Source organism: Pedobacter sp. AC464, from assembly GCF_979253075.1.
The window spans coordinates 28,144-43,653 of record NZ_CEEDBV010000002.1 but is presented as its reverse complement, the minus strand read 5'-3'; the positions used below and the strand labels follow the sequence as shown (position 1 = coordinate 43,653).

The 15,510-nt window shown below is 39.5% G+C and carries 12 protein-coding genes; 7 read left to right on the top strand and 5 right to left on the bottom strand.

Annotation, left to right across the window (positions count from 1 at the left end):
- Window positions 1-125: 125 nt before the first annotated feature.
- Window positions 126-572: a hypothetical protein gene (locus AC0IWT_RS10910; protein ID WP_471797241.1), complete on the top strand. Its 447-nt coding sequence runs from the start codon at window positions 126-128 to the stop codon at window positions 570-572.
- A gap of 107 nt (window positions 573-679) precedes the next feature.
- Here AC0IWT_RS10910 and AC0IWT_RS10905 read toward each other — a convergent pair whose 3' ends face one another.
- Window positions 680-1,306 carry a LysE family translocator gene (locus AC0IWT_RS10905; RefSeq protein ID WP_471797240.1) on the bottom strand — a complete coding sequence of 209 codons (627 nt, stop codon included), beginning with the start codon at window positions 1,304-1,306 and terminating at the stop codon, window positions 680-682.
- 143 nt (window positions 1,307-1,449) lie between these two features.
- On the opposite strand from AC0IWT_RS10905, the gene AC0IWT_RS10900 reads away from it, so the two are divergent.
- From AC0IWT_RS10900 to AC0IWT_RS10880, 5 genes are all read left to right on the top strand, one after another.
- Window positions 1,450-2,883, top strand: coding sequence for an MFS transporter (locus AC0IWT_RS10900; RefSeq protein WP_471797239.1), 1,434 nt, complete (start codon window positions 1,450-1,452; stop codon window positions 2,881-2,883).
- Between the two features lie 63 nt (window positions 2,884-2,946).
- Window positions 2,947-3,405 carry a deoxycytidylate deaminase gene (locus AC0IWT_RS10895; protein ID WP_056870144.1) on the top strand — a complete coding sequence of 153 codons (459 nt, stop codon included), beginning with the start codon at window positions 2,947-2,949 and terminating at the stop codon, window positions 3,403-3,405.
- A 184-nt stretch (window positions 3,406-3,589) separates the two neighbouring features.
- Complete coding sequence (gene guaA / locus AC0IWT_RS10890; protein WP_056870271.1) at window positions 3,590-5,122, top strand: glutamine-hydrolyzing GMP synthase; 1,533 nt, start codon at window positions 3,590-3,592, stop codon at window positions 5,120-5,122.
- Between the two features lie 96 nt (window positions 5,123-5,218).
- Window positions 5,219-6,439: an ABC transporter substrate-binding protein gene (locus AC0IWT_RS10885; RefSeq protein ID WP_471797238.1), complete on the top strand. Its 1,221-nt coding sequence runs from the start codon at window positions 5,219-5,221 to the stop codon at window positions 6,437-6,439.
- 18 nt (window positions 6,440-6,457) lie between these two features.
- Window positions 6,458-7,627 (top strand): RsmB/NOP family class I SAM-dependent RNA methyltransferase, encoded by a 1,170-nt coding sequence (locus AC0IWT_RS10880; protein WP_471797237.1) that lies wholly within the window; start codon window positions 6,458-6,460, stop codon window positions 7,625-7,627.
- Between the two features lie 187 nt (window positions 7,628-7,814).
- Here the strand turns inward: AC0IWT_RS10880 and AC0IWT_RS10875 are convergent, their stop codons facing one another.
- The 4 genes from AC0IWT_RS10875 to AC0IWT_RS10860 form a co-directional block, all read right to left on the bottom strand.
- The gene (locus tag AC0IWT_RS10875) at window positions 7,815-8,381 is read right to left on the bottom strand and encodes a MarC family protein (RefSeq protein ID WP_056870272.1); all 567 of its coding nucleotides are present in this window, start codon (window positions 8,379-8,381) and stop codon (window positions 7,815-7,817) included.
- Window positions 8,382-8,459: 78 nt separating this feature from the next.
- Entirely contained in the window at window positions 8,460-9,791 is a 1,332-nt protein-coding gene (locus AC0IWT_RS10870) for a porin (protein WP_471797236.1), read from the bottom strand.
- Window positions 9,792-9,889: 98 nt separating this feature from the next.
- Window positions 9,890-11,410, bottom strand: a complete 1,521-nt coding sequence (locus AC0IWT_RS10865; protein WP_471797235.1) for an amino acid permease — start codon at window positions 11,408-11,410, stop codon at window positions 9,890-9,892.
- 114 nt (window positions 11,411-11,524) lie between these two features.
- Window positions 11,525-13,771, bottom strand: a complete 2,247-nt coding sequence (locus AC0IWT_RS10860) for a sodium-translocating pyrophosphatase (RefSeq protein WP_471797234.1) — start codon at window positions 13,769-13,771, stop codon at window positions 11,525-11,527.
- Window positions 13,772-14,033: 262 nt separating this feature from the next.
- On the opposite strand from AC0IWT_RS10860, the gene AC0IWT_RS10855 reads away from it, so the two are divergent.
- Complete coding sequence (locus AC0IWT_RS10855) at window positions 14,034-15,446, top strand: APC family permease (RefSeq protein ID WP_056870150.1); 1,413 nt, start codon at window positions 14,034-14,036, stop codon at window positions 15,444-15,446.
- Window positions 15,447-15,510: the final 64 nt, after the last annotated feature.

Genomic DNA, 15,510 nt, shown 5'->3' with positions numbered 1-15,510 from the left:
CACCAACTAAATATATAATAGCCCGCATTTTATGCGGGCTATTTTTTTTTACATATTTTAGGTGGATATTTTAAGCACTCAAACCATTTGCGGCCAAAAACGTTAAGGTTCAAAGAAAAACTGTTATGAAAAAGATATTATTGTTGCTGGTTGCTTGTTTGGCTCTGGGTTGCTCGGATAACAGCCAAAAAAAGGTTGATGACATTATTAACGAAACAAGTGATAGCCTGGCTGCGAAAGTTGACAGGGTTGGCGACACGCTGAGCAGGGTGAAAGACGACATTAAAAGGAGTATTCCCAAAGTAGAGATTGACGTGGTTAGAACCGTTCCTGTTTCGTTGCAATGGATAAGTTTTGAAGAACAGGGAAGTGCAAAACTGATAAAGAAAGCTAATGGCACCTATACCATCAATGGCGGGCAAACCAACAGCAAAAATGAGTTTTTAAAAATAGATGGAAAAATTAAGCGATTAGATGCCAATAATCTTTCTTTCGAGGGAACAATAATAACGTACGTGAAAGACAATAACGGAGGAAGCCTTGTGAAAAAACTGGTACTCAGAAATTCATGAAAAAAGATGGCAGAAACTACTACAGGTTACAAAATATGAAGAACTGCGCTGGTGGTAACCTGTTAGATTATGTAGACCTTTACGACTTGGACAAGGTTATCGATTAGTTAGGCGTAGAACTTTAAATAAGTTTTTATCACGAGCCAAAAAGCGAAAAATATAATTATAACACCCGCAATTTTGTTTAGCTTTTTTAAAGAATCTTCTTTGATTTTGTAGCGTAGTTTACTCGAATAGAAACTTTTTGCACCATCAATGGCAAGTTGTGTAGCCATTGCAACGAAAAAGCACACCAGCTTCTCATTAAGCATATTATTTAGTTTAACCGAAATAATACCGCTAACGATAATCCAGAACATTAAGGTGGATGGTGTTAATATGCACATTAAAAAGCCTTTTAACACATAGCCACGCTTGCTCACTTTTTGCAGTGTAGCGCTATCGTATTGGATTGTTATTTTCGAAACTAAGTAGTAAATGCCAACGGCAAGCAGAAACAATCCGCCAACCACGCCAACATATTTATCAAAATCGGCCTTATACTCAAAAAACTGCGTGCCGAAAAGCACAAGGGCTATTAAAATAACATCACTAATAATTACACCAATAGCTAAAGAAAAACCAGCTTTGAAGCCCTTTTCGATACTGGTTTTTATCATTGCAAAAAATACCGGACCTGTTAAAAACGACGAAATAATCCCTGCCCCTATACCTAACAATATGGCTTCAAACATGCATTGTGTTATTTATGAATATGCGAATATGCGATTTAAAGCTAAACATATCAACTTTATTTTTGTTACAAGCTGGCTCGTAAAACTGGCTTTTTTTTAATTTTTTTTATTTAAGTTTAGCCCCACTAAAACTAAATTTTAAAATGAGTCAAGAACAAGCGCAAACCAAATGGGGGCAGTTTATTCCCTTAGTAACAGTTTTCTTTTTTTGGGGCTTCGTAGCAGCCAGTAATGATATCCTGATACCTGTATTTAAAAAAGCTTTCGATTTAACACAAAGTCAAAGTCAGTGGGTATCTCTGGCTTTCTATATTGCGTACACCGTTGGTGCATTAATTTACAATGCCATTTCAGTTTTAATTAAGCAAGATATTGTTAACAAGCTGGGGTACAAAAATTCCCTCGCTTTAGGTTTAGTAATATCTGCAGTTGGAACTTTGTTGTTTTACCCTGCTGCTAACTTAGGCTCGTTTCCCTTAATGCTTTCGGGTTTATTTATTGTGGCTTTGGGCTTCTCGTTGCAGCAAACTGTGGCAAATCCGCTGGCCATTGCACTCGGCCCGATAAGAACAGGTTCGCAGCGCTTAACATTAGCGGGTGGTATTAATAACTTCGGAACTACAATTGGACCGCTGGTTGTGAGTTTTGCCATTTTTGGTTCGGCAGCAAATGCAAGTTCGAACATCAGCATAGAAAGTGTAAAAATTCCATACTTAATTTTGGGGGCTGCTTTTATTGCAGTGGCTGTATTCTTAAAATTATCATCCTTACCGGATAGACCAGCTTTAGTAGAGGCTGATGATAAAGAATTGGGCGTTAAGGGCTCGGCGTTAAAGTATCCACAACTTGTTTTGGGTATGATTGCGATTTTTGTTTACGTTGGTGTAGAAGTTTCTACAGCGAGTAACCTTCCGGCATACATGGAAAAAGATTTGGGTTTTGCCATTCAGGATATTGCACCATACATTTCGCTTTATTGGGCTAGTATGATGATTGGTCGCTGGACTGGCGCTGTTGAAGCATTTACTGATAACGTTAGTACCCAGAAAATACTAAGATTTGTTGCGCCTTACCTTGCTTTCGGGATTTTCTTAGCCGTTAATGCAATTGCGAAACACGACCTTGCACCATTTTATGTGTATGGATTAATAATTTTGGTTTTAATCATTGCTGATATGGCAAGTAAAGGAAATCCGGCGAGGATGCTCTTAATATTCTCTGTTATTGGGATCAGCGCTTTATTAATAGGAATGTTTACAACCGGCATGGTGAGCGTTTATGCGATAACCAGTGTTGGTTTATTCTGCAGCACTTTGTGGCCGTGTATTTTCACACTTGCCGTTAGCGGACTTGGTAAAAACACGAGTCAGGGAAGTAGTTTTTTAATTATGATGATTATGGGTGGCGGCATCATTAGCTGGTTGCAAGGTTATGTATCTGAGTTTACTGGTATTCAGCACAGTTATATTGTTGGCGTACTTTGCTTCGCTTACCTCGCTTTTTATGCGGTTAGGGTTAGCGGAATTTTAAAATCGCAGGGCATCGATTTCGACAGAAAAATTGCCGGCGGACATTAAAATATAATAAACTAATTTTACAGCCACAGGAAATATATTTCTGTGGCTTTTTTCATTTTATGCATGATTAACAAACCGAGCTTCGACAGTATTTTTATGAACTTGGCGACTGAGCTTGCCACGCGATCACATTGCGTTCGTGCGCACGTTGGCGCTGTATTAACAAAAGATACGCGTATCATTTCTATAGGCTACAATGGGCCGCCTGCGGGCACACATAATTGCGATGAAGAATGGCCTGAAACCGGCTGTGCCCGCGACAGCAAGGGAAGTTGTTCGCTGGCGCTTCATGCCGAGGAAAATGCAATTCTGTATGCCTCAAAAAACGGTGCGAAAATTGAAGGTTGCACCTTGTACACAACTTTATCGCCTTGCATTGCCTGTGCCCGGTTGATTCTCTCATCCGGAATAAAATTAGTTTATTACTCAAAATCGTATGCAGCTTACAAAGGCTTGCCAAGCGATGAAGGCGTGGACTTTTTGAGAAAATTTGGTGTGGAAGTTAAACTTATGGAATCCTGAAAAAAGCAAGGCTTTAAATTGATAGATTGTTAAATTGGTTGCTTTGCTGGCAAATAGGTTGGCATCAGAACGAAATGTGGGTTCAATTTAAGGCGAATTCCAGTCTTGTTCAACAAACAATAATCTCTTAATAATTACTCAACAAAACAATTTAACAATTCCCTTTCTTTCCCTATCTTTGCGGATGCAAGAAAAAATCATTATTGTCGATTTTGGTTCGCAATTTACACAACTCATTGCCCGTAGAGTTCGCGAACTGAATATTTACTGTGAAATATATCCATTCAACAATCTTCCTGATATAAATACCCCGGATGTTAAAGGCGTTATCTTCTCCGGGAGCCCTTATTCTGTTCGTCAGGATGATGCACCTCAGGTTGATTTAAACAATTATCATTTAAAATTTCCTTTATTAGCCGTTTGCTATGGCGCACAGTACATTGCACAGAAATCTGGTGGTGATGTTCGTGCATCGTCAACACGTGAATATGGTCGTGCGAACTTAAGTTTCGTAAACCAGGAAAATAAGTTATTTAAAGGCATCAACATCGATTCTCAGGTTTGGATGAGCCATGGCGATACCATTACCAAAATGCCAGAAGGTGCGGAGTTAATTGCAAGTACCGAAAGCGTAGAAGTTGCTGCTTATCACATTAAAAACTCTGATACCTATGCCATTCAGTTTCATCCTGAAGTAACGCACAGCATCGATGGTAAGGTTCTTTTAGAAAACTTCCTTGTAGATATTTGTGGCTGTTCGCAGGATTGGACCTCTGCTGCATTTATTGAAACAACTATTGCCGAGTTAAAAGAAACCTTGGGTGATGACAAGGTTGTGCTGGGATTATCTGGCGGCGTTGACAGCAGCGTAGCTGCCGTTCTTTTGCATAAGGCTATCGGAACGAACTTACATTGTATTTTTGTTGATAACGGTCTTCTGCGTAAAGATGAGTACGAACAAGTGCTGGAGCAGTACAAACACATGGGCTTAAATATTAAAGGTATTAATGCTAAAGAGCGCTTTCTTGGTCAGCTTGCAGGATTAAAAGATCCCGAATTGAAGAGAAAAGCAATTGGTCGTGTTTTCATAGAGGTTTTTGATGATGCTGCTCATGAAGTTACGGGTGTAAACTGGTTGGGTCAGGGTACAATTTATCCCGATGTTATAGAATCTGTTTCAGTAAACGGACCATCTGCTACCATAAAATCTCACCATAATGTAGGCGGTTTGCCCGACTTTATGAAACTGAAAGTGGTTGAACCACTTAAAACGTTGTTTAAAGATGAGGTTAGAAGAGTAGGTAAGGCCTTGGGTATAGACGATGTTATTTTGGGTCGCCATCCTTTTCCGGGGCCAGGTTTGGCCATTAGAATACTTGGCGATGTAACGGCAGAAAAAGTTGAAATTCTTCAGCATGCAGATTCAATCTACATTAATGAATTAAAAGCTGCAGGCCTTTACGATAAAGTTTGGCAGGCTGGCGCTATATTTTTGCCTGTTCAATCGGTTGGGGTTATGGGTGATGAGCGTACCTACGAAAATGTAATTTGTTTACGTGCGGTAGAATCAGTTGATGGAATGACTGCCGATTGGTGTCATTTACCATATCCGGTTCTCGCAAAAATTTCGAATGAAATTATAAATAAAGTTAAAGGTATTAACAGGGTTGTTTACGACATCAGCTCTAAACCACCGGCAACTATCGAATGGGAATAGGAAATCAATCGCAATGATTTAATTTTTTATCACTATTATTATATATGCTGACAGAAAAGATAACTTTTGTCAGCATATTTTGTTAACAACCATACAATGATGTTAAATAAAAAACACTGGCTTGGATTGGTAGCTGTTCTAATTTTGGGTGCTTGCTCGCCAAAAATTACTACGGTAAAAACAGAACCTCCCAAAAAGCCTGTCGAGAAAGAAAAGCCTGCTGAAAAGAAAACCGTTAAAAAGTTTTCTCAAGCAAGTATTTCGCTTCTTATTCCTTTTAAGTTGAATGAGGTTAACTTAAAATCAATGAGCAAAGCAGATGTAGAGAAGTATGCAATGCCGATAGATTTTTACCAGGGATTTAAACTAGGCATTGACTCTGCAGCTGCTTCAGGCCTAAATTTTAAATTAAATGTTTACGATACTCAGGATGATAATGCGCACATTGGTGCATTGTATAAAAACGAGAACTTTAGAAAAAGTAATATGATTGTTGGTCCGGTTTTTCCGGAAGGACTCAAATACATTTCCAACTATTCCAGGCTAAATAATGTTCCTGTGGTTTCGCCTCTGGCAGCATCGGAGCCTTCTGATTTTAACAATCCAAACCTCATTTCAGTTGTAAATAATATTGATTTACATGCCACGAAGATTGCCGCCTATATTTCTAAAACTTTTAATCCTTCCAATTCAATAATTGTGATTATTAACACAAAGAAAACGGAAGATGAACAATTTGCCTCCCCGTTTAGAAAATACTTTCAGACACTAACAAACAGTAAATTTATTGTACAGGAGTATCCCTCGGCCTTTGCCTTCGAAACTAAGATGATAAAAGGGAAGCAGTACGCGGTAGTAGTTACATCTTCAGATAGAGCCTTCGTGTTGCCGACGATTGATAAGTTATACAAACTCAAAAATTTGCCTACGGGCGGTTATGCTTTGAATCTTTTCGGTCACCCGCTTTGGTATAAACAAAATTATCCCGCAGATAAACTCCAGGGCTTAAATACCGTTATCAGTTCCTCCTACAAAATCGATTACAGAAGCACAAATGTTATTAGCTTTATCAAAAAATATAGAAACAAATATGGTTTTGAACCAGGGGAATATGCTTTTAAAGGCTTTGATGAAGGGTTTTATTTCGGAAAGCTTATGGCTACTTACGGCGAAGATTATCTTCAATACATAACCAAAGAAAAACATAAGGGTTTACACAATAATTTCGCCTTTGTTTATGATGAACAGTTTGGCTATATCAATACCAGCTTAATGCTTTTGAAATACAAAAATTTCGCCTTAAATATAATCGAGTAAAAGCTATAAATTAAAAGAATGAGAGTAGAGCACCAGCTGAAGGCATTTGAACAGGTTTTGCAAAGTTACGATGGAACTTTACCCTTACATCGATTTTTACCGGCATATTTTAAGCAGAATAAGCAAATGGGCTCGTCGGATAGAAGATGGGCAATGCGACATCTTTATAGCTTTTTTAGGTTAGGGAAGGCTTTGCCGAAGCTCACAACTGAGGAAAGATTAAGCATAGCTGATTTCCTTTGCCATGATACATTGAGCTTAATTGTAGAAAAAAACCTTCCCGACTTAGTGCACAAAATCACGGCTTCTCAAATTGAGAAGATAGATTTAATCGCTTCGAAATACCCCGAATTTAATTTAGAAGACATTTATCCTTTTGCGAAACACTTGTCCAATGGTATTGATACCGGTCAATTTTTTAAGTCGTTCTTTCTGCAACCCGATTTATTTATAAGAGTTTCTGCCGAAGCTGCGCCATCGATTATGGCGACACTAGAATCAGAACAGATTCCGGTGAAACAGATTACCGAAACCGCTTTATCATTACCAAACGGCACAAAGCTCGAAAATATTTTAAAAGAAGGAAGCTATCAGGTTCAGGACTTATCTTCGCAACACACCGGAACCTATTTTCGGCCGGGTAAGTGGGATAAGTGGTGGGATTGTTGCGCAGCTTCGGGTGGTAAAACACTCCTGTTACATAGTTTAGAGCCTGTGCTGGATTTGCTGGTAACGGATTTAAGAGAAAGCATATTGTTAAATTTAGATGAGCGTTTCAGGCTGGCGGGAATTAAAAAATACCACAAAAAAGAGTTAGACCTTTTAAAAAATAACGAGCAAATTTTACATCATTATGCGTTTGATGGCATAATTCTCGACGCACCCTGTACTGGTTCAGGAACCTGGGGCCGTACTCCAGAAATGCTGACTTTTTTTGAAGAACGCAAGATAAGCCAGTTCTCAACAATTCAAAAATCAATAGTCGGCAATGTTGTAAAATACCTAAAGCCAGGTAAACCTTTAATTTATATCACTTGTTCGGCTTTTGCTGCAGAAAATGAAGACGTAGTTAAATACATAACAGATAACTTCCCGTTAGAGTTAGAATCAATGGAATTGATTAAAGGTTATGAACAAAATGCAGATACGATGTTTGTAGCCAGGTTGCTGAAAAAAAACCAGGATTAAAAAGATCACCAGTTTACGAAGCAGAACTATTAAACATGGTTGTGCCAGGCTTTAAAACTTTTTTTCAAATGTTTCAACGCTTCTATTAAAACGGCAAGGGCGCCAATTATTACGGTATATTTTTCAAAGCTGTTCATTTTAGCTTTATTGTTTAGATAAATATACTTAAATTTTGTTACAGATTAGCCTAAAGGCCTGTGTTGTTTCTGAATAGCTTAATGGCGATTGCCAATAAAATTACGCCGAAAGCCTTTCTCAAAATGTTTAAACCCGACTTACCGAAAAGCTTTTCGAGCCTGTTGGTGTTTTTTAGTACGAAATAAACAAAAAGTATGTTTAAAATTATGCCAACCAGGATATTCTGAGTGTGGTACTCTGTTTTTAATGATAGGAGGGTTGTCATTGTTCCTGCGCCTGCAATCAACGGAAAAGCCAGGGGAACTATCGAAACTGTTTCAGGTGCTTCCTCTTTGAAAATTGTTAAGCCTAAAACCATTTCCATCGCTATAAAAAATATCACGAAGGAACCGGCAATGGCAAAAGATTCAACATCTAAGCCAATCACTTTTAGCAAAGATTCTCCCAAAAAGAGGAAAAGAATCATAAGGCCTGCAGCAACAAGTGACGCTTTTTCTGATTCGATGTGGCCCGCTTTTCGGCGAAGCTCAATCACCACAGGTATAGCGCCCAAAATATCGATGATGGCAAAAAGAACCATCGTAGTAGATAAAATCTCACTCAGGTTAAATTTCATAAAATCGAATTTCATAGGCCGGCAATTTTGACAAAGGTAGAGGAATTTGACTTAAATCCTTATTTATCAAATTATTTATTAGAAATAGAATTGTGTTCTCAATGTTAACACATTATCTTTTCTGTCGGTTGTATAGTCAGAAATTTGGGTAGATTCATTCCTGATTACATCGTAATACAGTACAGCTTTAAAGTGGGTGTTGAAGTGATGCAGAAGACCGAACCCGAAGGTATCAAATCTTACATCGGCTGCAGATAGCCCCGCTGCAGAAGATACATTCATGCCTTTTACCTTGGTATTTGGGTCGTACCAATCGTATTTCAATATCAGTTGGTTATCGGTACTGTTCAAGGTTTGTACAAAAGTTATGTATGCGCCATTAAAATTTCTGGTGTAATATGGTAGCGGCACTGCTTTATTATCAACAGGATAAGAGCCCGGCGTGGTTGAGGTTGTTGAGGTGCCGGTTTGCAGCCCCGTAATTACCTCAGCCCGAAATTCAGATTTCCAGCTTTTCGTGTTTGTCGACAGCTGAATATCTGCGCCGTAGTATCTTCTGGGGGCTACCTTATTTAGAGTAGAAGCTGATGAATCTTTAGACATAAACCAGTTTCCGTTTAACTTTTCCATCTTATAACTAACAGGCAAACGATGATTTAGTCCGCCTTGCAGCGTACTAATACCACCAGCAACCGTAAACGATTTTAGCTTATATGGTTTGTGGCTCAACCTCATGATAAAATCCTTGCTGTTATCAAACTCCCCGGCTCCGGCTAAACCCTGGCCGTTATAAATTCCAAAATCTAACGATATGTTTTTAAGACGGGCATCTTTCCACCTGGGGTTCAATGTAAAGGTAACGCCTAAATCGCGTTCGGTTTTCATTAAAATCTGCGACATTCTGCCCCGTTCCGGCGCCTCCCTTACCGATGAAGATAACTGTAGTTCATTGCCAAAAGGACGACCAGATAAACCCAGTGTAACGGCAAGAATTTTCCATTTGTTTTCGTAATACCTTCCCCAAAAATCTCTAACGGCAACGCCTTGCTCGGTGCCATCAAACTGAAGTACAAAATATGTTGAGGGTGCTCCATCATCAGTTAACAGCATATAATCTGCCCTTAACCGGCCTCGCCTTAGCCGGAAACGGTTATTGGTAAATTCGCCAAAGTTGCCGCCTTGATATTCTGCCTGCGTTCCGTTTGTTTGGGCAACCTGAAATTGAGGTTGTAAGTAGCCACTAAAAGATAACGAACCGTATTTTTTGGATATAATCAGCAAGTGATTAACCGTGGTCGAATCCATAACATCATTTATTGTTCTTTGCGCAAAGGCATTGGCTCCAACTACGAAAAGAAATAATGTTGAAACTATAAAGTTGCTTTTAATGGTTGCCTGAAAAAAATTCATCGGTTACTTTTTGTGCAAAGGTAATTTATTAACAATTATTTAACACAAAAAAAAGCCCTGCGTTTTTTGCAGGGCTTAAAATATTTCGGTCAAAAATACTAATCTAATATTTCTGGTTTTGGAGGGTCAGTTGGGTGAATACCCTTTCCTGTTTTACCTAAAACGGAGTGTTTAGCACTGTAGCCAAAGTAGATTATGAAACCTAAAGCTAACCAGCCAAACAGCCTTAACCAATTTGTCCAGCCTAGGCCAAGAATCATCAGTCCGCATGCAAGCACACCCAAAACCGGTATTAATGGCACCCAAGGTGTTTTAAACTGACGAGGAAGATCAGGATCTGTTTTTCTTAAAATAATAACAGCGATACATACCAGCATAAATGCAAATAGGGTACCGATACTTGTCATATCTCCAACAACATCACCAGGGATAAAGGCAGCAAACAAGCCCACAATAACTAAAATTACGAGGTTGGCTTTGTATGGTGTTTTAAATTTTGGATGTAAATCGCTAAACATTTTAGGCAATAAACCATCTTTACTCATCGAATAAAATACGCGGCTCTGGCCCAATAACATCACTAATATTACTGAAGAGAAACCAGCTAAAATTGCAACGGTAACCAGTTTAGCAAGCCAGCCATAACCGGTCATATATTCACTTATTGCGGCAACCACAGAAGCTTCGCCACCTTTCGTTCTAAAAAACTCTACCGGTGCAATACCTGTTAAAACGTGTGCAAAAAGGATGTAAAGAATAGTACAAACCGCCAATGAACCTAAAATTCCTATCGGCATTGCTGTTTTTGGATTTTTAGTTTCCTGAGCAGCCGTACTTACTGCATCAAATCCGATGAAGGCAAAAAATACCGTTCCAGCGGCCCCGACTACGCCCCAGAAGCCACCAAAACTATGACTGATACCTGCATGATCGACATATGTTGTGGCAGGTGGAATATATGGATGGTGGTTGGCTTCGTGAATGAAACCCCAACCCAATACAATGATTAAAATTACTATGGCAACTTTCGTAATAACAATAACGCCATTTACAAAAGCAGATTCAGAAGTTCCTTTTATAAGCAATAAGCTCAAAATACCAACGATAAACAATGCAGGTAAGTTCATGATTCCATTAACCGTTCCATCAGGGTGTGATTGAAAAGGCGAGTGGCACCATTCATAAGGTATTGGAGCCACATGGAGCACCTCGACCAGTAATTTGTTTAAATATTCGCTCCAGGCAATACCTACGGTAGCGGCACCAACAGCATATTCTAATACTAAATCCCAGCCAATTACCCAAGCCATTAACTCGCCCATGGTTGCGTAGGTATATGTATACGCACTACCCGAAATTGGGATAGATGATGATAATTCAGCGTAACATAAGCCAGCTAATGCGCAGCCGATAGCGGCAATAATGAAACCGATTGTAACTGATGGTCCGGCATTTTGAGCGGCTGCAGCTGCAGTACGAACGAATAAACCAGCACCAATAATAGCTCCAACACCCAGTGCTACTAATGCTCCGGCACTAAGTGTACGCTTTAAGCCTTTGCCAGAATCTCCTGCTTCTTCAAGCAACAAATGCATCGGCTTTTTAGAAAATAAACCCATATTATAGTTTTGTTTAGATTAATTCAGTTCCAAACGTAATTAAAAATTACGGAAAAATAAAAGGGATTTTGGTTAAAAATCCCTTTTAATGGTATTATATCTTAGTTTTTACAACTAATGCGTTAGCGTGTCGGTTGTATTTACCAAAGTATCAATAATTACTTTACCTGAAGCATCCATTTTTTGCTGAATCCTGATTTCTTTGCGAACTTCCTGACGTTGCTCCCCTGCTACTGCCTTAACAGCGATGTATGGAGCAATAACAAGTGAAACGATAGACATTAATTTGATTAAAATGTTCATCGAGGGACCAGATGTGTCTTTAAAAGGATCGCCAACCGTATCTCCGGTAACGGAAGCCTTGTGTGGTTCGGATTTTTTGTAAAACATTTCGCCATTAATCATTACACCTTGTTCGAATGATTTTTTGGCGTTATCCCAGGCACCACCTGCATTACTCTGAAAAATTCCCATTAACACGCCTGTAACGGTAACGCCGGCCAATAAGCCACCTAAAACTTCTGGTCCGAAGGTGAAACCAATAACTATAGGTGTAATTAATGCGATAGCACCCGGCATCATCATTTCACGGATAGAAGCTTTTGTTGAAATGGCAACACATTTTTCATATTCAGGTTTCGCTTTGTATTCCATTATGCCCGGAATTTCCCTAAACTGGCGTCGAACTTCCTGCACCATATCCATTGCTGCTTTACCTACTGCCTGAATGCACAATGCCGAGAAAATAAAAGGAATCATGCCCCCAACAAATAAGCCAGCCAGAACTGGTGCTTTATAAATATCAATTGCAGTAATGCCTGCAATACCTACAAAAGCCGCGAATAACGCTAATGAAGTTAGCGCTGCTGAGGCAATTGCAAATCCTTTTCCGGTAGCTGCAGTTGTATTACCAACGGCATCTAAATTATCTGTACGCTCACGAACTTCGGGTGGAAGCTGGCTCATTTCTGCAATCCCGCCTGCGTTATCGGCAATTGGTCCGAAGGCATCAATTGCGAGTTGCATTGCCGTAGTCGCCATCATGCCGGCGGCAGCTATCGCAACACCGTACAATCCTGCAAAATGATACGATGCCATAATTCCACCTGCTAAAACCAGAATTGGAATCACCGTAGATTTCATACCAACAGATAAACCTGCAATAATATTAGTGGCATGGCCCGTTGAAGATTGCTGAATAATTGAATTTACCGGTCCTTTGCCCATTGCGGTAAAGTACTCCGTTACCACACTCATTATTGTGCCTACAACCAGGCCCACAATGATGGCATAAAATACATTTATACTCGAAAACTCATATCCCCGAAGGTTTAAAGTTTCTGGCAGCATCCATTTAACAATAAAATATGATGAAACCGCAGTTATAACTATTGAAGACCAGTTTCCTAAGTTTAATGCATTCTGCACATTTGATTTTTCGTCTTTAATAGTTACGAACCACGTACCGATGATTGAAAAGATAATGCCTAATCCACAAATTACCATTGGCAACAGGATAGGAGACATGCCGCCGAATTTATCGACAACTGTAATTTCTTGTCCTAAAACCATGGTAGCAAGAATAGTGGCAACATACGATCCAAATAAATCGGCGCCCATGCCTGCTACATCACCCACATTATCGCCGACATTATCAGCAATAGTGGCAGGATTTCGAACATCATCTTCCGGAATTCCAGCCTCAACCTTACCTACTAAGTCGGCGCCAACATCGGCTGCTTTTGTATATATGCCACCGCCCACACGGGCGAACAATGCAATAGATTCGGCACCTAGTGAGAAGCCTGTTAAAACTTCAATAGCGGTTCTCATTTCTACGCTATTTGCATTAGTTACATGAAATATTTGCAGAAAGGCAATAAATAATCCTCCCAAACCTAAAACAGCGAGCCCGGCAACACCTAAACCCATAACTGTACCACCGGTAAAAGAAACTTTTAGTGCCTGCTTAAGGCTGGTTCTGGCGGCTTGCGTTGTTCTCACATTTGCTTTTGTGGCGGCTTTCATTCCGATATATCCCGCTGACGCGGAAAAAACTGCTCCAATGATAAAAGAGATGGAAATGATCCAGCTGGAGTGCATTGGTACTCCCTTAATTTCAGTTATCGTTCCTGAATAGGCCAGCAACGCTGCCGTAAAAACTGCAAAAATACTTAAAACCCGCCATTCAGCTTTTAAAAAAGCCATAGCGCCGTCGGCAATGTATCCCGCAAGTTCCTGCATTTTTTCGTCGCCCGCATCTTGCTTACTCACCCAGGCGCTTTTAATCAGCATCACAATAATTCCAACAAGGCCAAGTGCAGGAATAGCATAAATTAAATTGTTTTGTAAAAAATCCATAGTTGATATTTGGTTTTTGATTTAGTTCTTCAACGTTCTGTTGCTCATATCTTATAAGTATGGTTAGTACTTAATTAAAGAACATTGATTTTTTGATTTTGGTTATTAGTTTAGCAATATAATAAAATAATTTTCTACTGATCAACAGGTAAAAGAAAATTAACATCACTGCTAAATATTTTTTTATTCGATTAAAATAATACAGTACAAGTCGCCACGAATTGTTTTTTTTAAATAAATTAGCCACAAACTAAACTTAATTATGGAGAAAGAACCACAGGACAATGCTTTTAAAAGAGCACTTGGCCTTTTTGATGGTACAATGCTGGTCGTTGGGTCGATGATTGGCTCAGGTATTTTTATTGTTAGTGCAGACATTACCAGGCAGGTTGGCTCGGCTGGGTGGCTAATTTTGATTTGGGTTTTAACAGCCGTGGTTACCATGATTGCAGCTGTAAGTTATGGCGAACTGAGTGCCATGTTTCCGAAGGCTGGTGGTCAGTACGTTTATTTAAAAGAGGCATATAATAAGCTTATCGCTTTTTTATACGGATGGAGTTTCTTCGCGGTTATACAAACAGGAACTATTGCCGCTGTTGGCGTAGCTTTCTCAAAATTTGCAGCCTATTTATACGCACCGCTAAGCGATAAAAATATTTTATATGATGCGGGCAGCTTCAAACTAAATGCCGCCCAACTGGTATCAATTGCGACTATAATTCTATTAACCTACATAAACAGTAAAGGCGTAAAGGATAGTAAAATTCTTCAAACCATATTAACAATTATTAAAATACTCTCGCTCTTTGGCTTAATTATTTTCGGTTTCAGTTTGGCCGCTAATGCGGAAATCTGGCATGCTAACTGGGCCGATGCCTGGTCTACACGTTCATTTGATCCAAAAGCGGGCGTTTGGACCGACGTGGCAGGAAAAGCTTTGCTTTCAGGTATTGCTGCGGCTATGGTTGGTTCATTATTCAGCAGCGATGCATGGAACGGGGTAACTTTTATTGCCGGCGAAATCAGAAATCCTGAACGCAACGTTGGTTTAAGTCTATTTTTAGGAACTTTTATCGTTAGCGTCATTTATATACTTGCAAACCTGATGTACCTGGCTGTTTTGCCGTTACAGGAAATTGCAACCGCGGCGGATGATCGGGTGGCTGTAGCTGCGGCACAACCAATTTTCGGAAGTATCGGTACATATATAATCGCCATTATGATCATGATCTCGACTTTCGCCTGCAATAATGGATTAATTATGGCTGGCGCACGCGTGTATTACACAATGGCAAAAGATGGATTGTTTTTCAAGAAAGCGGCAGTTTTAAATAAAGCAAGTGTTCCGAGCTGGGCACTTTGGGCGCAATGTGTTTGGGCTTCGGCATTGTGTTTAACAGGTAAATATGGAGATTTGCTGGATTTCGTTATCATTATCGTAATGATCTTTTACATCCTTACCATTTATGGAATTTTCATTCTCCGTAAATCTCAACCCAATACCGAAAGGCCATATAAGGCTTTCGGTTATCCAGTGTTGCCAGCATTTTATATTTTAGTGGCTATCGCAATTTGCATTGGCTTATTAGTTTTCAAAACCAGTACATGTGGCTGGGGCGTAGCCATTATGCTGGCGGGCGTACCAATATATTACCTAACAAAACCTAAAGAATAATCGTAATGGATTAACGCCCGAACCTGATTCGGGCGTTGTTTTTATGTAACGTTTTGTTTTCCCG